The 19,507-nt window shown below is 59.6% G+C and carries 19 protein-coding genes and 1 tRNA gene; 7 read left to right on the forward strand and 13 right to left on the reverse strand.

All coding sequences use genetic code 11. From position 1 onward, the window contains the following. Positions 1–49: 49 nt before the first annotated feature. Positions 50–1,792, forward strand: a complete 1,743-nt coding sequence (locus ACWGZX_RS00590) for an amidohydrolase (RefSeq protein WP_452626862.1) — start codon at positions 50–52, stop codon at positions 1,790–1,792. Between the two features lie 108 nt (positions 1,793–1,900). After that, a complete protein-coding gene (locus ACWGZX_RS00595) occupies positions 1,901–2,638 on the forward strand; it encodes a TorF family putative porin (RefSeq protein WP_452626863.1) in 738 nt (245 codons plus the stop codon). A 124-nt stretch (positions 2,639–2,762) separates the two neighbouring features. On the opposite strand, the gene ACWGZX_RS00600 is transcribed toward ACWGZX_RS00595, so the two are convergent. The 10 genes from ACWGZX_RS00600 to ACWGZX_RS00645 all read right to left on the reverse strand — a co-directional run bounded on the left by ACWGZX_RS00600 (position 2,763) and on the right by ACWGZX_RS00645 (position 12,330). Beyond that, a complete protein-coding gene (locus ACWGZX_RS00600) occupies positions 2,763–3,053 on the reverse strand; it encodes a DUF971 domain-containing protein (RefSeq protein WP_452626864.1) in 291 nt (96 codons plus the stop codon). Next, complete coding sequence (locus ACWGZX_RS00605; RefSeq protein WP_452626865.1) at positions 3,050–4,012, reverse strand: HEAT repeat domain-containing protein; 963 nt, start codon at positions 4,010–4,012, stop codon at positions 3,050–3,052. Before ACWGZX_RS00605 ends, ACWGZX_RS00600 begins: the two co-directional genes overlap by 4 nt. Next, positions 4,009–4,857 carry an ABC transporter ATP-binding protein gene (locus ACWGZX_RS00610; RefSeq protein WP_452626866.1) on the reverse strand — a complete coding sequence of 283 codons (849 nt, stop codon included), beginning with the start codon at positions 4,855–4,857 and terminating at the stop codon, positions 4,009–4,011. The genes ACWGZX_RS00605 and ACWGZX_RS00610 overlap by 4 nt, the downstream gene beginning before the upstream one ends. Further along, a complete protein-coding gene (locus ACWGZX_RS00615; RefSeq protein ID WP_452626867.1) occupies positions 4,857–5,639 on the reverse strand; it encodes an ABC transporter permease in 783 nt (260 codons plus the stop codon). Before ACWGZX_RS00615 ends, ACWGZX_RS00610 begins: the two co-directional genes overlap by 1 nt. A gap of 138 nt (positions 5,640–5,777) precedes the next feature. Next, the gene (locus ACWGZX_RS00620; RefSeq protein ID WP_452626868.1) at positions 5,778–7,196 is read right to left on the reverse strand and encodes an ABC transporter substrate-binding protein; all 1,419 of its coding nucleotides are present in this window, start codon (positions 7,194–7,196) and stop codon (positions 5,778–5,780) included. 252 nt (positions 7,197–7,448) lie between these two features. Further along, positions 7,449–7,694, reverse strand: a complete 246-nt coding sequence (locus tag ACWGZX_RS00625; RefSeq protein ID WP_007946457.1) for a 4Fe-4S dicluster domain-containing protein — start codon at positions 7,692–7,694, stop codon at positions 7,449–7,451. A 25-nt stretch (positions 7,695–7,719) separates the two neighbouring features. After that, positions 7,720–9,465: a fumarate reductase/succinate dehydrogenase flavoprotein subunit gene (locus ACWGZX_RS00630; RefSeq protein ID WP_452626869.1), complete on the reverse strand. Its 1,746-nt coding sequence runs from the start codon at positions 9,463–9,465 to the stop codon at positions 7,720–7,722. Continuing rightward, positions 9,462–10,214, reverse strand: a complete 753-nt coding sequence (locus ACWGZX_RS00635; protein WP_452626870.1) for a GntR family transcriptional regulator — start codon at positions 10,212–10,214, stop codon at positions 9,462–9,464. The genes ACWGZX_RS00630 and ACWGZX_RS00635 overlap by 4 nt, the downstream gene beginning before the upstream one ends. A gap of 243 nt (positions 10,215–10,457) precedes the next feature. Beyond that, the gene (locus ACWGZX_RS00640; protein WP_452626871.1) at positions 10,458–11,426 is read right to left on the reverse strand and encodes a Gfo/Idh/MocA family protein; all 969 of its coding nucleotides are present in this window, start codon (positions 11,424–11,426) and stop codon (positions 10,458–10,460) included. A 16-nt stretch (positions 11,427–11,442) separates the two neighbouring features. Then, on the reverse strand, positions 11,443–12,330 hold the full coding sequence (locus ACWGZX_RS00645; RefSeq protein WP_452626872.1) for a Dyp-type peroxidase: 888 nt from the start codon (positions 12,328–12,330) through the stop codon (positions 11,443–11,445). Positions 12,331–12,997: 667 nt separating this feature from the next. Between ACWGZX_RS00645 and ACWGZX_RS00650 the strand changes: the two genes are divergently transcribed. Further along, complete coding sequence (locus tag ACWGZX_RS00650; protein WP_452626873.1) at positions 12,998–14,623, forward strand: NADP-dependent glyceraldehyde-3-phosphate dehydrogenase; 1,626 nt, start codon at positions 12,998–13,000, stop codon at positions 14,621–14,623. 41 nt (positions 14,624–14,664) lie between these two features. Then, positions 14,665–15,708: an FUSC family protein gene (locus tag ACWGZX_RS00655; RefSeq protein ID WP_452628938.1), complete on the forward strand. Its 1,044-nt coding sequence runs from the start codon at positions 14,665–14,667 to the stop codon at positions 15,706–15,708. 3 nt (positions 15,709–15,711) lie between these two features. Here the strand turns inward: ACWGZX_RS00655 and ACWGZX_RS00660 are convergent, their stop codons facing one another. Next, positions 15,712–16,605, reverse strand: a complete 894-nt coding sequence (locus ACWGZX_RS00660; RefSeq protein WP_452626874.1) for a DMT family transporter — start codon at positions 16,603–16,605, stop codon at positions 15,712–15,714. Between the two features lie 135 nt (positions 16,606–16,740). Between ACWGZX_RS00660 and ACWGZX_RS00665 the strand changes: the two genes are divergently transcribed. Both ACWGZX_RS00665 and ACWGZX_RS00670 read left to right on the forward strand, forming a co-directional pair. After that, positions 16,741–17,178: an Lrp/AsnC family transcriptional regulator gene (locus ACWGZX_RS00665; protein WP_059182827.1), complete on the forward strand. Its 438-nt coding sequence runs from the start codon at positions 16,741–16,743 to the stop codon at positions 17,176–17,178. Positions 17,179–17,236: 58 nt separating this feature from the next. Further along, positions 17,237–17,563, forward strand: coding sequence for a YceK/YidQ family lipoprotein (locus ACWGZX_RS00670; protein ID WP_452626875.1), 327 nt, complete (start codon positions 17,237–17,239; stop codon positions 17,561–17,563). An 89-nt stretch (positions 17,564–17,652) separates the two neighbouring features. On the opposite strand, the gene ACWGZX_RS00675 is transcribed toward ACWGZX_RS00670, so the two are convergent. Further along, positions 17,653–18,324, reverse strand: a complete 672-nt coding sequence (locus tag ACWGZX_RS00675) for a Bax inhibitor-1/YccA family protein (RefSeq protein ID WP_223513046.1) — start codon at positions 18,322–18,324, stop codon at positions 17,653–17,655. Positions 18,325–18,447: 123 nt separating this feature from the next. Here ACWGZX_RS00675 and ACWGZX_RS00680 point away from each other — a divergent pair. After that, positions 18,448–18,535, forward strand: a tRNA-Ser gene (locus ACWGZX_RS00680). Positions 18,536–18,742: 207 nt separating this feature from the next. Here ACWGZX_RS00680 and ACWGZX_RS00685 read toward each other — a convergent pair. Next, the gene (locus tag ACWGZX_RS00685) at positions 18,743–19,210 is read right to left on the reverse strand and encodes an HNH endonuclease (RefSeq protein ID WP_452626876.1); all 468 of its coding nucleotides are present in this window, start codon (positions 19,208–19,210) and stop codon (positions 18,743–18,745) included. Positions 19,211–19,507: the final 297 nt, after the last annotated feature.

Raw genomic sequence — 19,507 nt, forward strand, 5'->3', positions numbered from 1 at the left:
CAAGCAGCCACTAATCTGGCCATCAGACGCAATAACAAGGAAACATTCAATGAAAAGATTCATCCCGAATCTCTTGATGGCCGCTGTTAGTTTTGCCTCGATGGAAGCCATGGCAGCCACCGATCTGGTGCTGATCAATGGCAAGATTTTCACCGCCGACCGTGCACAACCGAAGGTGCAGGCGCTGGCAGTACAGGATGGCAAAGTGCTGCAAGTCGGCAGCGATGCACAGATCAAAGCCTTGATCACGCCGCAAACAAAAGTGGTGGATCTGGGTGGTAAAACCCTGATGCCCGGCCTGATCGACACCCACTCCCACGCGATTTTCGGCGGTCTGGAAATGGTCGTGGCCAACATGGAAGACGAGGTGGTCGACCTCGACGAACTGGAAAAACGCCTGCGCGGCTGGCGTGACGACGGCAAGGCCAAACACGGCGACGTACTGACCGTGGCCGGCATGAGTTCGGTTTACTGGGCCAAGGCCGAAGACTTGGGCAAAAAATTCAACAACGGCGAATGGGCCGACGTGCCCGTGGTCTTCACCGGCAGCGACCATCACACAGCCTGGGCCAACGACTTCATGCTCAAGCGCGCCGGGATTGATGCCGCGTTGCTCAAGTCATTACCCGCCGCCGAAGTGGACACCATTGGCAAACGTGCCGATGGCACCCCCAACGGCTTCCTGGTGGATGCCGGTTGGGACCGGGTGTCCTCGAAAATGCCCGTGCCGAGCACCGCCGATATGCTCAAGGCCGCCCAATCGGCCGTGCGCTACAACAATAGCGTCGGCATCACGGCGTGGATGGACCCGGCCGCCAATGCCGCGCCCGGCGAACCGCTGTTCGCGGTCAAGCCCACGGAAAAAACCGTTGGCGTGCTCCCGGCCTATAAGGCGCTGGCTGAAACCGGTGGCATGAGTGTGCACGTGGCGGCTTTGCTGGTGGCCAACTCAAAAAGCGTACCGGCCGATCTCGACATGCTGGACAAGGTCCGCCAGCAATTTCAGGGCATCCCGAACCTGACCCTGCCTGGCGTCAAGATCTTCGCCGACGGCGTGATCGAATTCCCGGCCCAGAGCGCGGCAATGATCGACCCTTACAACAACTCGCACAAACAGGGCGAATTGCTGATCGATCCAAAGCATTTCGGCGAACTGGTCAGCGCCATCGACCAGCGCGGTTGGCTGGTACACATCCATGCCATCGGCGACCGCGCGGTGCGTGAGTCGCTGAACGGCATCGCCCAGGCGCGCAAGGATCGTCAGAGCGGCGTGACGCACTCGATCACCCACCTGCAAATCGTCAACCCGAAAGAATTTGCGCGGTTCAAACCACTGGACGTCATCGCCTCGATGCAACTGCTGTGGGCTTCGGCCGACGACTACACCACGGACATGATCAAGCCTTACGTCAGTGCCCTCGCCTTCCGCTATCAATACCCCGCGCATTCGCTGCTCAAACAGGGCGCGACCATCTCGGGGGCAAGTGACTGGCCGGTGTCTTCGCCCAACCCATGGAACGCCATGGCCCAGGCCATCACCCGCGTCGGCCCGCTGGGAGTGCTGAACATCAAAGAAGCCGTGGATCGCGAAACGATGTTCTACGCCTACACCCTGAATGCCGCGCGCACCATCGGTCTGGAGAAGCAAATCGGTTCGCTGAGCCCAGGTAAGCAAGCCGACTTCATCGTGCTGGACCGTGACGTATTCACCGTCGACAACAAGGCCCTGAGCGACACACAAGTGCTGCAAACCTGGTTCGCCGGGCGCGAAGTCTACGCACCGACCCTCTAATAAAAATCCGCTCGATCCGCTGCCCGCCCCCCCGCGCTCGTCGCCGGGGTTCGGCGCAGCTTTGCCGCAAAAACTGCCCATAACAATCACAATATCGGGACTGTACTCATGAAAGCTTTCACCCTGTTCGCCCTCGGTTCCTTGAGTCTGCTGCCGTTGAGCAGCCAGGCCATCGTCTTGAATGACGACTTTTCCGTACTGGTGGACCTGACCCTGGCGAGCGATTACCGCTCCCGTGGCATTTCGCAAACACAGAATGATCCCGCCGTGCAGGCCGGCGTGACGCTGGCCCACAGCACGGGTTTGTACGTGGGAGCCTGGAGTTCGAACGTCGACTTCGGCGGAGGCCTGAAAACCCGTCAGGAAATCGACTACTACGCCGGTTGGCTTTGGGAAGCCACCGAGGACGTCAACCTGGACATTGGCTATCTGCGATACACGTACCCGAAAGAAAGTCAGTTCAATCAGAGCGAGGTCTACGGCATTCTCAGTGTCTACGGGGTGAAACTCGGCGCCTATTACTCCGACGATGCGCCGGGCATCGAGAGCAAGCAGAACTCGCTGTACAGCTATGTCGGTTACGAAACCCAATTGCCATACGACACCGGCCTGAAACTGCGCTACGGCAACATGGACTTCAAGGATCCGTACCTGTACTCGAGCTCGGGCCATGCCGAGGACTCGTACCGCGAGTGGGAAGTCAAACTGACCCACGAACTGACCGGGGTGCTGCTGGGCCTGGCCTACATCGACACCGACCTGTCGAAAAGCCAATGCACCAGCAACTGGGGGTTTGACGACGTGTGCAGTGCGACCGTGGTGGCGAGTGTCAGCAAATCCTTCTGACCCACACAGATCCCCTGTAGGAGCGGCGATGCGGCGATCCGACTTGCCCGCGAAGGCGGACTGACATTCAGCATCTATGTCGACTGACCCACCGCTATCGCGAGCAGGCTCGCTCCCACAGGGGTTATGAGGTGGGTTCGGGAGTGAGTTGTGCCAGATATGGCCACGGGTAGATGCCGCGTTCGTGGCCGTCGCTGAAAATCAGTTGCAGGCCGTAGCCCTGTTGGTTGAGTTCAATCACTCGAATGCGCTCATCGACCTTCACTGTCAGCCCTTGCAACCGAAACGCCCGACATTGCGAGCACGGGCATTGACGCCTCAGTTCCGCATGACCCAGCAATTGCTCACGCCCATCCGGCCAGTTCAAGCGCAGCTGCTGTTTACCTTGGGAATTACCCACAGCCACCGGGTTCATAGCAGTTGACTCAAGGCGATGCGCACGGCTTTGCGCACTTCCGGGTCGCCGTCGTCTTGCGCGGCCTGCAAGGGGGCGATGGCCCCCATGTCGTTCAATTCGCCGAGGGCCAGCGCGGCTTCCTTGCGCAGGTTGCTGATGCGGTGGCCGAGGGTTTCGATCAAGGCTTCAAGGGCCGGGGCGTAACGCAATCGACCGAGGCTGCGAGTGGCGCGCAGGCGGACTTGCCAGTAATCGTCGCTCAAGGCTTCGATCAATGCGGGACCCGCGTCAATGTGGCCGACTTTGCCCAACGTGGTCGCGGCCTCTTCGCGCACTTGCCAGGCTTCGTCTTGCAAGGCCTGGCGCAGCGCTGGCAGCACTTGAGCATCGCAGGCCAGACCGAGGGCGCCGGTGGCGGCGCGGCGGACTTCGGTGTCGGGATCGGCGCTGGCCAATCTGGCCAAAGCCGGCAACGCATCGAGCTGTTTGAGCCAGCCGAGCACGCCAACCGCCTCGCGGCGAACGCTGGCGTCTGCATCCTTCAACGCGGCTAAAGCGGCAGCGGCGGCAGCGGGGAAACGCAACTCACGCAGCGCCCTGAACGCGGCAATGCGCACACTGGCCTCGGTATGCCCGGTCCACGGCAGAATCACCCGCCCCGCGCCTTCGCTTTTGAGCAAACTGAGGCTTTGCGCCGCGGCCGATTGCACGGCCAACGAGGGATCGGTCAGCGCCTGGCACAGCGCTTCGACCACAGGTTCGTCCTCCCAGGCTTCAAGCAAGCGCGCGGCTTCGGCGCGGACTTCTTCGGTCGGATCTTGCGCCAGTCGGTTGACCAGCCATAACAAGCCGTCCGGTTCTTCGAGGTCGGCCAATTCGATCAGAGCAATGCGACGTATTCCCGGATCGTCATCGGTCAGGCGCGGTTGCAGGGCGAGAATGTCGTCGTTATCGGTTACATCGAATAGTGAGGTCATAGGGCAAATCGCGGCAGTTTGTTTTCAGGGGGAAGTCCGAGAGGGTTCAGGCGCGGTAACTGCCGACCGTCTTCGTGACGCAGTAATTGGAGGCAATGGCGCTTCAAGCGGAAAAATTCATGGCTCGTCACCAGTTCGGTGGTGCGTGGCCTTGGGAAGTCGAGGCGCAGGTCTTCGATGATCCGGCCGGGACGCGAACTCATGACCAGCAGGCGATCAGCGAGAAATAATGCTTCGTCGATGTCATGGGTAACGAACACCACGGTGGTGCGAATCCGCCCCCAGATGTCCAGCAGCAGTTCCTGCATGTTCAATCGGGTCAGCGCGTCGAGGGCACCGAAGGGTTCGTCCATCAGCAATAGACGCGGGCGGTTGATCAGCACCCGGGCGATTTCCACCCGCTGTTGCATGCCGCCGGAAAGCTGATCCGGCCAGCGCTCGGCGAACCCTTCAAGCCCCACTAGTGCAAGGATTTCATCGGCGGCTTTGTGGCGCTCAGCCTTGCCGATGCCGCGCATCTTCAGACCAAAAGCGACGTTGTCGCGCACGGTTCGCCACGGAAACAGCGTGTGGTGCTGGAACACCATGCCGCGTTGCGGCGATGGGCCCGAGACCTGCGCGCCATCGACGTTGAGGCTGCCGGATCGCGGTTGCAGGTGCCCGGCCAGCGCGCCGAGCAAGGTCGATTTACCGCAACCGGACGGCCCGAGAATGCACACGAACTGCCCCGCTTCAATCTGGCAATCCAGACCTTGCACGGCTTCGAAGGCCTGCGACCCATCACCGAGGACGATGGACAACTGGCGAATATCAATCCGCCCTTCCGGGGTTTGCATCACGCTCATCAGGCTTTTCCTCGTGGTCGGTGCCACGGCGTGAACAGCCCGCCGAGACGTTTGATCAGCAGGCTGCTGCCCATCCCGAGTACACCGATCAGCAACATGCCAACGACGATGTCGGCGTAGTTTTGGATGGTGTAGGACTCCCAGGTGTAATAGCCGATGCCGTATTGGCCGGAGATCATTTCCGCCGTCACCAGGCAGAACCATGAAGTGCCCATGCCGATGGCCAGGCCGGTGATGATGCTCGGCGCGGCGCCCGGCAAAATCACCTCCAACAGAATCGCCCGACGCCCTGCCCCAAGGCTTTTGGCCGAGGCGATCAGGCGTGGGTCGACGCCTTCGACGCCGTGCACGGTGTTGAGCAGAATAGGGAACAGCGCGCCGGTGAAGGTGATGAAGACCATCGACAGCTCTGAAGATGGGAACATGAGAATGGCCAGCGGAATCCAGGCGACGGCGGGGATTGGGCGCAGGACTTCCAATGGCGGCAGCAGCAAGTCTTCGGCCCATTTCGAGCGGCCGATGGCCACGCCCAGAGCGATGCCGATGAACAGCGCGGCGAGGTAGCCGGCGAAGACCCGGCTGAGACTGCTGCTCAGGTGCTGGGCGAGCTTGCCGGAATCGCCGAGGCCCAACGCGGCCTGGATGACGGCCAGTGGGGTCGGGACGTTGGCGAAGGTGACCAGGCCGAGGTTCCAGTGACCATTGGCGGCGAGTTGCCAGAATATTAGGCAGAGCAGCAGTGAGGCGGCTCGGGGGAGCCAGCGTGCATAGGATAGGTACACAATTCTTCCTCTCAACTCAAAACCCTGTGGGAGCGAGCCTGCTCGCGAAAGCGGTGGGTCAGTCGACATCAATCTTGAATGACAGTCCGCATTCGCGGGCAAGCCCGCTCCTACAGGGTGGAATGCGGTGTTCTGGGGTTAGCGGACGGCAACGGCTTGGGTGGTGGCTTCGGTGAAGTCGAAGACCTTTCCGCCCTGGGCCGTGGCGAATTGTTGGGCCTGGCCTTTGAGCAGGAAGGCACTGAGCTGCCCTTTCGCATCACTGGCAAACCACGCTTGATCCGCCAGCAACTTGATCCCGCTGTCGCTGGCCTGGGCATACACCGCGCGGATGTTTTTGCCTTCCGACTTCAAACCAGCCAATGCGGTGAACGCCGCTTGCGCCGAGGCGTACTGCCGAACCTTCGGCTCTCCGCGCACCCAGATTTCCGCGACATGACTGAAGTCAGTGATCGCTTTACCGCTCGCTGCATCCACTGCCTTCAGAGGCGTCTGCCCGTAGTTGGCCAGTTGCGCGGTGTAATCCAGGTTCGAGGCCTTGAACGCAGCACGGATGTACTGATCGTCGATAAAGGTATTGAGATCGAGACCGCGATCAGCCTTCTTCAACAGCTTGAGCGTATCGATCGCGGTGCCCACCGCCTGACGGTATTCCGGCTTCCAGCTCAGGTCGCGGGTTTGCACGCCGAGCGGGCCATGGAACAGGTAGTTGACCTCGGCATCGACGCCGGTGACTTTGGCGATCAGTTCGCTGTATTTCTCCGGCTCCTCCGCCAGCAACTGATTGGCCTCGAGGCTCGCCCGCAGATAAGCGACGACGATTTCCGGGTACTTCTTCGCGTACGCCTGATCCACCAACGCGCCGTGGAACGTCGGTGCGCCGGCCTGGGCGCCGTCGTAAATCTTGCGAGCGAAACCACGGCTCGGGAACAGTTCGGCAAACGGCACGAAATCGGCGTGAGCGTCGATCTTCCCGGCCTGTAACGCAGAGCCTGCGACTTCTGGCGGTTGGGCGATGATGTTGACGTCTTTGAGCGGGTCCCAACCCTGGGCCGCCACGGCACGCAGCAACATGCCATGGGCCGTCGAGGCGAACGGCACGGAAATGGTTTTGCCCTTCAACTCTGCCAACGACTGCACACCCGAAGCACTCGGCACCACGATGCCGTTGCCGCTGCCCTTGATGCTGCCCGAGAGCACACTGATGAACAGACTGTGTTTACCGGCGGTTTCAAACGCCACGCCGTTGAACGATCCGGGGAAATCGGCCATGGCGCCGAAGTCGAGTTTGCCGGCGACCATTTCGTTGGTCAGCGGTGCGCCACTGGTGAAGTTTTTCCACTCGACCTCGTATTTGGCGTCTTTGTATTGGCCGTCGTGAGGCAGGTATTTATCGAGCAGGCCCAGTTCACGAATCAGCAATCCGCCGGCGGCGCAATTGATGGTGGTGTCCTGGGTGCCGATGGCAATGCGGATGGTTTCGGCGGAGGCCGACAGGGTGAATGAGGCCAGTACCAGACCGGCTAATGCTGCACGCAGCAATGTTGGCAAAGACATAAGTGTATCCCCTCGAATCATTTGTTGGATGTTCGTCTCCGCCACGATCAGGGCGTGGTGGGAAACGAGGGGTGGTTTGAAGCAAGCGTCCGGTGGTTGCCGGATGGCTTTTTGTTGTCTGTGGCGGCCTCATCGCGGGCAAGCCCGGCTCCCACAGTGATTTGTGCTGAATCCAAAATTTTGCAGACACCAAAGAAACCTGTGGGAGCCGGGCTTGGTCTGGGCGGCATTCCGACGATGGCGTCCTGTCAGTCAGCGCAACAGGTAGGGTATTTCGACCTTCACCGCCCCGGTCGGGCAGTCCTTTTCACAAGGCATGCAATACCAGCATTCGTCGAACGCCATGTAGGCTTTTTGGGTGGCCGGGTTGATCGCCAGCAGGTCCATCGGGCAGACGTCGACACACACGGTGCAGCCTTTGTGGGCGATGCAAAGATCCTCGTCGACCGTGACCGGCGCATTGGAGCGAAAGAAGATTTCCTGGGGTTGATAGGCCATTTGGCGGTCTCTCTTTTGGTGATGCTCAGGCCGCAAAGGCGCCGACCCGCAGCCGGTCGTAAGCCTGCATTTCATCGGCGTCCAGCGGAATAATGTAAGGCTCGACGGCTTTCTTGAAACTGGTCATCTGGCCGTCGTCACCCTTCTTCAAGTGGCAATGGCAGAACCAGTCGCTGTCGTTGCGTTGCGGGTGATCGACCCGATAGTGGTAAAGCCCCCAGCGGCTTTCGGCGCGAAACAGTGAGGCGCGGGCGGCCATTTCGGCGCAGTCGCGGATCATGCCGACTTCCATGGCGCGCATCAGTTCGTGGGCGTTGTGGGCCTTGATCTGATCGAGGTCGTGCTGGATATCGCTGAAGCGTTGCAGGCCGATTTGCATCTTCTTCGTTACTTTCGGCGGCTGCAGATAGTCGTTCACAAAACGCCGCAGCTTGTACTCGACCTGAGCCGGTGGCAGGCCGTGTTCGCGGTCCAGTGGCGCGTAGACCCTTTGTTTTTCCGTTTCGATCTGTTTGGCATCAACAGCTGAAAACTCGCGTCCGGCGACAAAGTCCGCCGCGTTGGTGCCGGCAAACCAGCCATAGGTGAACGCGCCGAGCATGTAGTTGTGAGGCACTGCTGCCATGTCACCTGCCGAGTACAAACCCTTGACCGAAGTTTCCGCTCGCTCGTTGACCCACACACCCGACGCCGAATGCCCACTGCAAAAACCGATCTCAGAGATGTGCATCTCGACCATCTGCGTGCGGTAGTCAATCCCGCGATTGGCGTGAAACTGGCCGCGACTCGGGCGTTCGTTGCTGTGCAGGATCTCTTCGATGTTCTGGATGGTTTCCTCGGCCAGGTGATCGAGTTTGAGAAACACCGGGCCGTTGCCGCTTTCGAGTTCCTGGTGGAACTCCCACATCATCTGGCCGCTCCAGTAGTCACACTCGATGAAGCGTTCGCCCTTGTTGTTGGCGGTGTAGCCTCCCAAGGGACCGGTGACGTAGGCGCAGGCCGGGCCGTTGTAGTCCTTGATCAGCGGGTTGATCTGGAAGCATTCCAGGTTCGCCAGTTCGGCACCGGCGTGATAGGCCATGGCGTAACCGTCGCCGGCATTGGTCGGGTTTTCGTAGGTGCCCATCAAGTATCCCGAGGATGGCAACCCCAGGCGCCCGGCGGCCCCGCAGCACAGAATCACCGCTTTGGCCTTGATCACATGGAAGTCCGCGGTGCGGCAATCGAAGCCCATCACACCGTTGACCGCGCCCTCTTCATCGGTCAGTAATCGGGTGCAGACCAGGCGATTGGTGATACTGACCCGTGCCCGTTTCAACTGGCGATACAAAACCTTTTTGATGTCATGCCCTTCCGGCATCGGCAGCACGTAAGCGCCCATGTGGTGGACCTTTTTCACCGCGTAGTCGCCGGTCTCGTCCTTCTCGAATTTCACGCCCCATCGGTCCAGTTGCTCTATGGTTTCAAAGCTGTGAGTCGCGTAGGCGTACACCGCTGCCTGATTGACGATGCCGTCGTTGGCGATAGTGATTTCCTTGGTGTACTGCTCCGGCGTCGAGTGGCCGGGAATGATCGCGTTGTTCAGCCCGTCCATGCCCATACTGATCGCGCCGCTGCGCTTGACGTTGGCCTTGTCGATCAACAACACGCGCAGATCACGGTTGCGTTCCTTGGCCTTGATCGCCGCCATCGGCCCCGCAGTGCCGCCACCGATCACGACGATGTCGTATTCCTGCTCCAAAGTGCTTCTGGTTATTGAGCTGTGCGTCATGCCTGCGTCCCTTTTTGCCGGTCGATCCGCAAGCGGTACTGGAAGGCATCGCCACGGTAGTAAAGGTGTTCGAAGTCCACGGGTTGGCCGCTGGCATCGTGGGTGAGCCGCTCAATGCGCATGATCGGCGAGCCCGATTCGACGTTCAGCGCGTGGGTCAGGTCGCTGTCGGCCAAGACCGCGTCGATGGCCAGATCGGCATGGCCGAGGACCAGCCCGCAGTCGTTTTCGAGGATCAGGAAAATGTCGCGGGTGACCAGATCAGACTTCTCCAGCCGTTCGCCGAGGGTTTTGGGCAGGTAGGTAATTTCCAGCGAGATCGGCTCGCGGTTGATCAGCCGCAACCGTTTGATCTGTGCCACGATTTCACCTTCAGCGACCTGCAAGCGCTCGGCGACAAGTTTGTCGGCGGCGATGAATTTGAAGCTGCGCAGGCGGTTGATCACCTCATAGCCGCGACCGGTCATGGACTCGGCCAGGCCTTGCAGGGTGCTGACGTTCTGGAAGGTTTTCGGTTTGGCGACGAAGGTGCCTTTGCCGTGAATCTTGAAGATCAGCCCTTCTTTTTGCAGATCACCCAGAGCCTGGCGCACGGTGATCCGGCTGACGTTGAACAGCGCGCCGAGTTCGCTTTCGGAAGGCATCTGGCTGTCTTGCGGGTATTCACCGTCGAGGATGCGGGCGCGCAGCACGTCACGCAGTTGGGTGTGTAACGGGACGCTACTGAGGGATAGAACGTTATCGGTCATGGCAGATCACTTGTTATAACGAGTTATGACGTGATCTTAGAGAGGCCCGATGAGGATTGAGAAATACTGTTTGAGCATAAGGTTAGATTCCTGTGGCGAGGGGGCTTGCCCCCGTTGGGTCGCGCAGCGTCCCCCCTCGCGCAATCCTCCAGAATCACTGAGTGGCATGGATTTGCGACTGCTGCGCAGTCGAACGGGGGCAAGCCCCCTCGCCACAGATAGGCACCTGTGACAATCGGGGGGTTAGTGGCGTTTGAGGATCTGGTCCATCACCCAGTCGGTTTTCAACGCTTGCGCCGCCACCGCCGGATGCTGCGTTTGCCCACGAATATGCGCGTTGATGCCCAGCACGTGATGCCACTGGATGTGTTCGTGATGATCGATGTGCAGGCTGATATGTTCATCCGCGTGAAGCTGCACCGGGTGCTCATCGAACACCGAAAAACTGATTCGGCCCTGGCTGCCGATTACCTCGACCCGGTCCTCGCGACGATCCGCCACGAAGTTCCAGCAGCCCATACCCGTTGCGCCCGAAGCAAACCGCCAACTGGCGCTGACGGCATCTTCGGCGGTATACAGCCCGGCCTGTCGCGCGGTGAAACCGGCGACGTCGGTGATGTCGCCGAGCAGGTACTGGAACAGGTCAAACCCGTGGCTGGCGAGGTCAGCGAAGTAACCGCCACCGGCAATGCCCGGGTCTGTGCGCCAGTTGTGCATGCCGCCCAGATCGACTGGCGACGGGGCTTTGGTCAGCGTCCACGTCAGGTGCCGGACCTCGCCGATCCGCCCCGCTTCCAGCCACTGGCGCACTTGCTGGAAGCGCGGCAGCGAGCGTCGGTAGTAGGAAACGAACAGGTGCAATCCGGCGTCAGCAAAGACCTTTTGCATCTCGCGGCTTTGCCCGGCATTCAGCGACATCGGTTTTTCCACACAGCAATGTTTGCCGGCGGCGGCCACCAACAGGCTGTAGGCGTGATGACTCTCGGGCGGCGTGGCGATGTACACCGCGTCCACCTCGGGATCATTGATCAGCGCTTGTGCGTCGGTGTACACCCGGGCGATGCCATGGCGTGTGGCGTAATCCGTCACCGCGTCCATACGCCGCCCCATCACCGCCACCAACGCCGAGCCGGGCGCCTTGTAAAAGGCCGGCCCGCTCTTGCGCTCGGCGACACTGCCACAACCGATCATGCCCCAACGCACCACGTCCATGTTCATCTCCTGTTCGTTAGCCAATGCGCAAGGCGCGCAGGTCCAGCTGTCCGTCCTTGAGCGGTGGGCACCAGTAGTAGCCGCCGGTGATCGGCCGGCTGATGCGGTACAAGCCGTCTGTGATGCCATCTTCCAGACCGCTCATGCGCCGCAGTTGCGCTTCAAAGGCGTCGAGGGAAAAGCCGAACGCCAGGAACATCAGGCCCGCGCGATCACCTTCGATCCATGGCATCGAACGACGGACGATGAATGCCTCGGGCGCGAAGCTTTCCTGGGCGGTGCGTTTGACGTGAGCCGAGACCGGAGCATCGTCGAGCTCTTCGTTGTCGCTCAAACGACGGCCCATGATGTTGTCCTTCTCATGGGACGGCATCGCGTGGAAGCCTTTGAGGTCATGCTGCCACTGCTGGATCGCGGCAAAGCTGCCACCGACCAGACCGTCCGTGCCTTCGCTCAACAGCGCAGCGGCGACAGCGGCTTCGTCGTGCGGGTTTTCGGTGCCGTCTTCGTAACCGGTCAGGTCGTGGCCGGTCATGTGGCGGAAGGTTTCGTTCATCTGCACCAGGCGCAGGGCCGGCGCCAGAGCGGATTCGATGGCCTGGCTGCGATTGAGCAATTCACCCCGGTCGACGCCGTGCAACCAGCACCACAGTGCGTGTTGCGTCGACGGGTTATCGACACCAACGCCGGTCAACGCCGGAAAGGCTCGCAGGCCATCGATCTGCGCGTGCAATGCCTTGACCAGCGATGCCCCGAAACCGACGACAGCCGACTTCCCGTCCACCAGTTGCATCAAGTTGTTGAGCGCAACCGGCAATGCTTCGGCGGATTCGAGGGCGAAGAACATATGGCGGGCTTGAGGCGGAACGGGGGTGGCGAGAATGCCCGGCTGGTAATAGCTCATATGAACTCCTTGAAAATGAGCACGGAGTTTAACCGGAGCACGAGGGTTTGTGTGCAGCGTCCTGTAGCAGCTGCCGAGCCTGCGAGGCTGCGTTCGGACACAGCAGCCGTGAATTGTGTGCACCGCCCTGTAGCAGCTGACGAGCAGCGCGAGGCTGCGTTCGGCTGCGCAGCAGTCGTGAAATCAGGCAGCGCGGTGTACCAGGCACACCTTGCACAGAGCAATTACGACTGCTGCGCAGACGAACGCAGCCTCGCGCTGCTCGTCAGCTGCTACAGGGGATCGGGTCGGACGGTAGCCGCTTCGCTGGACGTGGCCGGGCTTTTCGGTTCCTCGCCACACGCCGTGAAGACGCCCCACCCCCACCAGAGCAAAACTAAGGCTAGGCTTTTCAGTGAATCGGCGTTCCCGCATGGTGGTCCTCTCATTGGGTGCCCCGTCAGCCGGATGCTCTTTTTTTGTTGTGATCAAGGAGAGCTCAACACTAAGGCACCCCGCGTGGGCGGATTGAGGGCATTGGGGGCCAACAAGGGGGCTTCTGAGGTGCCGGGATATCCACGCGCCATCACGCTGTGCCGCAAATTACCAAGATGAGTCATGACAAGCGAGGCTGAGGTCTGCTAAAACGTTTCACCAAGACATCACCTAATCCAGAGGGGGTAGCGACATGACCACAACCAATATTCTCGACAACCTGTTCCCGAGCCACGCCGACATCCCGGAAAAGTACCGCCTCGACGGCCAGACCGAGCAGCGTGAGTACCTGGTCGATGGCGAACTGAAAACCTGGTCCGGGCCTCTCGCCCAGGTCCGAAGCCCGGTTTATCTGACCGGCGCTAATGGCGACGAGCAAGTGATCCTCGGCAGCACCCCCTTGCTGGATGCCGACACCGCGCTGACCGCCCTGGACGCCGCTGTCCGAGCTTATGACCGTGGCCAGGGCTTGTGGCCGACCATGCGGGTCGCCGAACGCATCCAGCACGTCGAAGCCTTTTTGGGTCGCATGCGCGAGCAGCGTGAGGCGGTGGTCAAGCTGCTGATGTGGGAGATCGGCAAAAACCTCAAGGACTCGGAAAAAGAGTTCGACCGCACCTGCGACTACATCGTCGACACCATCAATGCGTTGAAGGAACTCGACCGCCGCTCCAGCCGTTTCGAACTGGAACAGGACACCCTCGGCCAGATCCGTCGCGTCCCGCTCGGCGTAGCCCTGTGCATGGGCCCCTACAACTACCCGCTGAACGAAACCTTCACCACGTTGATTCCGGCGCTGATCATGGGCAACACCGTGGTGTTCAAACCGGCCAAACTCGGCGTGCTGTTGATTCGTCCGCTGCTGGAAGCGTTCCGCGACAGCTTCCCGGCCGGGGTGATCAACGTCATCTACGGCAGCGGCCGCGAGACGGTCAGCGCGCTGATGGCCAGTGGCAAAATCGACATCTTCGCGTTTATCGGCACCAACAAAGCCGCCAGCGACCTGAAAAAACTTCACCCCAAACCGCACCGTTTGCGTGCGGCGTTGGGCCTTGATGCGAAAAACCCCGGCATCGTCTTGCCGGAGGTCGATCTGGACAACGCGGTAAGTGAAGCGGTGACCGGCTCGTTGTCGTTCAACGGCCAGCGCTGCACCGCGCTGAAAATCCTCTTCGTCCATGAAGACGTGGTCGAAGCCTTCATCGACAAATTCAACGCCAAACTCGCCAGCCTCAAACCCGGCATGCCGTGGGAAAGCGGCGTGGCACTGACACCGTTGCCGGAGTCAGGCAAGGTCGATTACCTGCATTCGCTGGTGGCGGACGCCGAAAGCAAGGGGGCCAAGGTGGTCAATCCCAACGGCGGTCAGGCCCGCGCCTCGTTCTTCTACCCGGCGGTGCTGTACCCGGTGACCCCGCAAATGCGCGTCTATCAGGAAGAACAGTTCGGCCCGGTCATCCCGATTGTGCCGTACCGCCATCTTGACACGGTGATCGATTACGTCCTGGAATCGGACTTCGGCCAGCAGCTGAGTATTTTCGGCACCAACCCGGTCGCGGTCGGCCGACTGGTGGACACGTTCGCCAACCAGGTCGGGCGTATCAACCTCAACGCACAATGCCAGCGCGGCCCGGACACCTTCCCGTTCAACGGCCGCAAGAACTCGGCCGAGGGCACGTTGTCGGTGCATGATGCGTTGCGGGTGTTTTCGATCCGGACGTTGGTTGCCACCAAGTTCCAGGAAACCAATAAAGACCTCATCAGCGAGATCATCAGCGGACGCAGTTCAAGCTTCCTGACCACTGATTATATTTTCTGAGGATATAGCGACTGAGCACCTTCAGCCAACGATTGCCACCGCTGCTGCGCCGATTGCTGCGTCCGCTGCTGGACCCGTATCGGCGCTATCGCAACGCCAAACTGATCCACGCGGTGCGGGTCTCGCTCGGATTGCTGGCGACAATCCTGCTGACCACCGGCATCCATTTGCCCCATGGCGAATGGGCGTCGGTGACGATGCTGGTGGTGATCGGTGGTTTACAGCATCACGGCAATATCGGCAAAAAAGCCGCCGAGCGAGCCATTGGCACCTTGATCGGGGCTGGAGTCGGTCTGGTCCTGGTCGCGCAACAGGCCTGGCTCGGGATGCCGTGGCTGACTTATTTCGCCATGTCGGTGGTGTGCGGGTTTTTCTCTTATCACGCCATTGGCAAGGGCGGCTATACGGCGTTGCTGGCCGCCATCACCGTATTTATCGTCGCGGGGCATGGCGACAACGCGGTCACTGCTGGCCTGTGGCGCGGGGTGGACATCCTGATCGGCATCGCGCTGGCGCTGGCGTTTTCATTCGCGCTGCCGCTGTACGCGGTGTTTTCCTGGCGCTACAACCTGGCCGATGCCTTGCGCGATTGCGCGACGATCTATGGGCGCATCATCAATGGTGAGCCGGTCAGCGACGATGAACACCTCAAGCTCATGGGGCGCCTGAACACAGTGATGGTGCAATTGCGCTCGCTGATGCCGTCGGTTTCCAAGGAAGTGAAGATATCCATGACTGAACTGGATGCCATTCAGCGCAACTTGCGGATGTGCGTCAGCACCCTGGAAATCCTCGGCAACACCCGCCCGGATGCCAGCGACCCCAACGCCATGGTGCAGTTGCAGTCGGCGATGACCGCGGAGCATCGGCAGATCCGCGTGCAACTGATCGGTATGGCGCGGGCGCTGAAAACCGGTGCGTCGCAACGGCTGAGCCGGCCTGTCGACCTGCCGCCAGCCTCAAGTCTTGAGACGCCGGTCTACAGCCCGCTAGACGGCTATCGGTTATTGACCCGTCAGTTCGCCGCCAACATCGGCGAGATGCGCCAACGACTGGCCAAGACCGCCCCGTGCTGGAACATCTGACACTTACTGTGCCGCCAGTTTCCGAGATTTGAAGCCCCAGCCCTGTTGCATCCCCGCGGCAGCCAGCAGAATCGCCGCCACGCCGAGCCATTGCAGCGGTTCCAGGCGATGGCCGAAGGCAAACCAGTCGACAAAAATAGCCGCAATCGGGTAGATAAACGACAACGCCCCGGTCAATGCGGTTGGCAGCTTTTGAATCGCGCCGTACAACAGCACATACATCACACCGGTGTGGACGATGCCCAGTGTCACCAGACTGGCCCAGGCACTCGGCGCTTGCGGCAGGGCGGAAAAGTGCGCGAACGGCGCAAGCATCAGCACCCCGGTGCAGACCTGAATCAATGCGATCAGATGCGGCGGCGTACCGGTCAGGCGCTTGATGATCAGCGCGGCAATCGCGTAAAGGAAGGCCGCGCCCAGCGCCAGGCCGATCCCCATCAGGTAATCATTACCGCTCTCGCCCTGCCCGCCATGGGCACTGACAATCGCCAGCATCCCGAGAAACGAAATACCCAGCCAGAACAGTTTCTGCAAGGTGATTTTTTCGTTGAGGAACAACGCGGCCAGGCCGACCAACATGAACGGCTGAACGTTGTACACCGCCGTACCAATGGCAATCGAGGCGCGCGAATACGACGCAAACAACAGCACCCAGTTGCCGACAATTGCCACGCCACTGAACACTGCCAGCAGGAACGTGGTACGGGTCAGAATGTCAGGACGCAAAAAGCCGAAGGCCGCACAAATCAGCAGCAAGGTGCCCGCCCCGAACAGGCAGCGCCAGAACACCACGTCCAGCACCGGTTGCCCGGACACCAGCACGAACCAGCCAATGGTCCCGGAGATCAGCATGGCGGCGGTCATCTCAAATGAACCGCGACGTATTGACTTGTCCATCTTCAGACTCCTGTGTTTGAGCGCAAAGTATGCCAATCTACTCGGGAGCTTCTCCAGCGCAAAAAGCAGGCTAAACTCGATTTATGCCTTTTTTATCAAGGCGGTTTCACTTAATCGCCTTACAGGGGGTTCGCCATGACCGACGACATCGATCAAGTGCTGATTAGCGCCTTGATGGAAGACTCCAGGCGCTCGCTCAAGGCGCTGGCGCACCTCAGCGGCTTGTCCTCGCCCAGTGTCGCCGAGCGTTTGCGCCGCCTCGAAGAACGCGGCGTACTCAAGGGCTACACCGTGGAGATCGACCCGAAATGCTTCGGCTACCAACTCCAGGCCATCGTGCGGATTCGCCCGCTGCCGGGCCAGTTGCAGGAAGTGGAGCGACAGATTCAGGCCATCCCCGAATTCACCGAGTGCGACAAAGTCACGGGCGACGACTGCTTCATCGCGCGCCTGCACGTGCGCTCCATGGAACAACTGGACACCCTCCTCGACCGTCTGAATACCCATGCCGAAACCAACACGGCGATCGTCAAGAAGACCCCGGTCAAACGCCGGTTGCCACCGATGGCATGAGTGCTGTTTGTTCGGTAATAGCGTAGATTGAGGTTTTCCGGCGAAGGATTGGCGGTCAATGAAAACTCAGGCAATGCTACTGGCGGCGCTGATGCTGGCGGGCTGCGGCACGATTCAAACAGTAGTGCGCGGTGACGAAGTGGCGGCGGAAAGCCTCAAGGAACAGAAGAGTTATTGCGGTGCAGTTCCGCGAATCTACAGCGGTGTGAGCTATGATTTTTGCAGTTTGAATGCGCCGCTGAAAAAAGGCCTCGATGCACAAGACTACACCGATGCTCCAGCCGTTGTGCTGATCGACGTGGTCATGTCCGGCGCGCTCGACACCTTGTTGTTGCCCTACACCATTTACCGCCAGCAGGCCGATGGCAGCATAGTCATAGACTGAATGACCTGAATGACCTGAATGACCTGAATGACCTGAATGTCAGGCAATAAAAAACCCGCCTGAGCGGGTTTTTTACTTAAAGCCTTCGATTAATCATCGCGGCTCATGATGCCGAACAGCTGCAACAAGCTGATGAACAGGTTGTAGATCGATACATACAGGCTGATGGTCGCCATGATGTAGTTGCGCTCGCCGCCATGAATGATGGCGCTTGTCTGGTACAGAATGCAGACCGAGGAGAACAGCACGAAACCTGCGCTGATCGCCAGTTGCAGGCCGCTGATCTGGAAGAAGAAGCTCGCCAGCGTCGCACCCAGCAGCACGAAGAAGCCTGCCGTGATGAATCCGCCCAGGAAACTCATGTCCTTGCGGGTAATCAGCACATAAGCCGACAGACCACCGAACACCAGCGCCGTCATCGCGAATGCCGAACTGACCACTTCAGCGCCGCCCTGCATTCCCAGATAACGGTTGAGGATCGGGCCGAGCAGGAAACCCATGAAACCGGTCAGGGCAAAAGCAGAAACCAGGCCCCAGGCAGAATCACGGAGTTTGTTGGTGAGGAAGAAAAGGCCGTAGAAGCCGATCAGCACCACGAACACGTTCGGGTAACCGACGCGCATCTGCTGAGCGACAAACGCCATCACGCCGCTGAATGCGAGGGTGAGAGCGAGTAAGCCGTAAGTGTTGCGCAGGACGCGGCTAACCTCTAGCTGCTCAGCCTGCACGCTGTTATTAACTGCGTAATCCTGTTCGCGCATGGCGACACTCCTGTTGGTTTGAAACGTTCAGTCGCAAAGATCATAACAGACGCTCTGTAACAAGCTATGCAGAGAGTTTGACAGTGTGTTTCATTCAGGTATTATGGCGCCCGCAACACAAACGGAGGTGTGGCCGAGTGGTTTAAGGCAACGGTCTTGAAAACCGTCGACTGTAACAGGTCCATGAGTTCGAATCCCATCGCCTCCGCCATCTTTATACGACAAAGCCCTGATTATTCAGGGCTTTGTCGTTTCTGGGGTTTGGTGAAAATCTCAACGCTCGGCATGTGTTCCATAACTATTTTGGAAGTGTTCCAGAACTCAGCCCGTTTTCAGCCTTTCAAGCGTTCTGCCGCCCGCCCCTACTCTCATTTCCAGCGGGTGACTGACGCAGGGCGGGGGACTTCCGATGTCCCGATCAGGGGCGCAGCGCTCGAAGCTTTTTTACCGACTCGTCAAAGCTTTCCAATGCCTGACTGATGATAATTTCAGCTTGAGCCTTAGCCGAGGGATCAAAAGGCTCATCGCAGGCGCGTCCGATCCAGACAGAAATATGAGCATGCCGTTCAGATGCCAGGTCGCTATCCATCACCTTCCTCGCCAAAAAGCTTTGCCAATCCTCGTCCCTTTTTTCATCGCCATTGCACTTGTTGCAGGAAAGAAGATGGTTGTGGATTCCGTTCGAACCACCCATGGCGGACGATACGATATGGTCCAGGTGCCCGGTACGCGAAGTACGGGCCAGAGAAATGCCACAGTAGGCGCAAGAGGACTGGAAGTAATTCCAGAGCTCTTCAACTTCAGCGCCCGATGGATGTGGATCAAGAATCGCCGCGAAACATCTGCGCATTTTGTTTTTTGCCATTGATGGTGTGTCTTTGGCCATTTCATGATTTCCGGATAATTGGGGCAGGCAAGGGAGTATCACTCGTAAACCCGACGTAGCGCACTAGCACCCCATGCTTGCAGGGGTGCTAAAAAGCTATACAGAACAGTCCTTTGGAACGGCGCCCACTGCAATCGATGCCGTACCGTGCTTAACCGTGATTCACGTTTCCCCGCAAAAGTCCCTATAGGCTTTCGACGAGAAAGGCCCCGCAATCCGGCGTTCTGCCAACCGAACACAATCCCTTCACTAATCAGGTCTGCACCAACACGACTGCACATTGCGGGCGGTCATGTC

Source organism: Pseudomonas sp. CLCA07, from assembly GCF_053615335.1.

Excerpts from the sequence above, each read along its gene's own strand:
- ACWGZX_RS00590 (WP_452626862.1), top strand. The coding sequence starts at position 50 with ATGAAAAGATTCATCCCGAATCTCTTGATGGCCGCTGTTAGTTTTGCC.
- ACWGZX_RS00675 (WP_223513046.1), bottom strand. The coding sequence starts at position 18,324 with ATGCGCGAACAGGATTACGCAGTTAATAACAGCGTGCAGGCTGAGCAG.
- ACWGZX_RS00660 (WP_452626874.1), bottom strand. The coding sequence starts at position 16,605 with ATGGACAAGTCAATACGTCGCGGTTCATTTGAGATGACCGCCGCCATG.
- ACWGZX_RS00600 (WP_452626864.1), bottom strand. The coding sequence starts at position 3,053 with ATGAACCCGGTGGCTGTGGGTAATTCCCAAGGTAAACAGCAGCTGCGC.
- ACWGZX_RS00620 (WP_452626868.1), bottom strand. The coding sequence starts at position 7,196 with ATGTCTTTGCCAACATTGCTGCGTGCAGCATTAGCCGGTCTGGTACTG.
- ACWGZX_RS00625 (WP_007946457.1), bottom strand. The coding sequence starts at position 7,694 with ATGGCCTATCAACCCCAGGAAATCTTCTTTCGCTCCAATGCGCCGGTC.
- ACWGZX_RS00595 (WP_452626863.1), top strand. The coding sequence starts at position 1,901 with ATGAAAGCTTTCACCCTGTTCGCCCTCGGTTCCTTGAGTCTGCTGCCG.
- ACWGZX_RS00650 (WP_452626873.1), top strand. The coding sequence starts at position 12,998 with ATGACCACAACCAATATTCTCGACAACCTGTTCCCGAGCCACGCCGAC.
- ACWGZX_RS00685 (WP_452626876.1), bottom strand. The coding sequence starts at position 19,210 with ATGGCCAAAGACACACCATCAATGGCAAAAAACAAAATGCGCAGATGT.
- ACWGZX_RS00605 (WP_452626865.1), bottom strand. The coding sequence starts at position 4,012 with ATGACCTCACTATTCGATGTAACCGATAACGACGACATTCTCGCCCTG.
- ACWGZX_RS00610 (WP_452626866.1), bottom strand. The coding sequence starts at position 4,857 with ATGAGCGTGATGCAAACCCCGGAAGGGCGGATTGATATTCGCCAGTTG.
- ACWGZX_RS00665 (WP_059182827.1), top strand. The coding sequence starts at position 16,741 with ATGACCGACGACATCGATCAAGTGCTGATTAGCGCCTTGATGGAAGAC.
- ACWGZX_RS00640 (WP_452626871.1), bottom strand. The coding sequence starts at position 11,426 with ATGGACGTGGTGCGTTGGGGCATGATCGGTTGTGGCAGTGTCGCCGAG.
- ACWGZX_RS00670 (WP_452626875.1), top strand. The coding sequence starts at position 17,237 with ATGAAAACTCAGGCAATGCTACTGGCGGCGCTGATGCTGGCGGGCTGC.
- ACWGZX_RS00635 (WP_452626870.1), bottom strand. The coding sequence starts at position 10,214 with ATGACCGATAACGTTCTATCCCTCAGTAGCGTCCCGTTACACACCCAA.
- ACWGZX_RS00645 (WP_452626872.1), bottom strand. The coding sequence starts at position 12,330 with ATGAGCTATTACCAGCCGGGCATTCTCGCCACCCCCGTTCCGCCTCAA.
- ACWGZX_RS00630 (WP_452626869.1), bottom strand. The coding sequence starts at position 9,465 with ATGACGCACAGCTCAATAACCAGAAGCACTTTGGAGCAGGAATACGAC.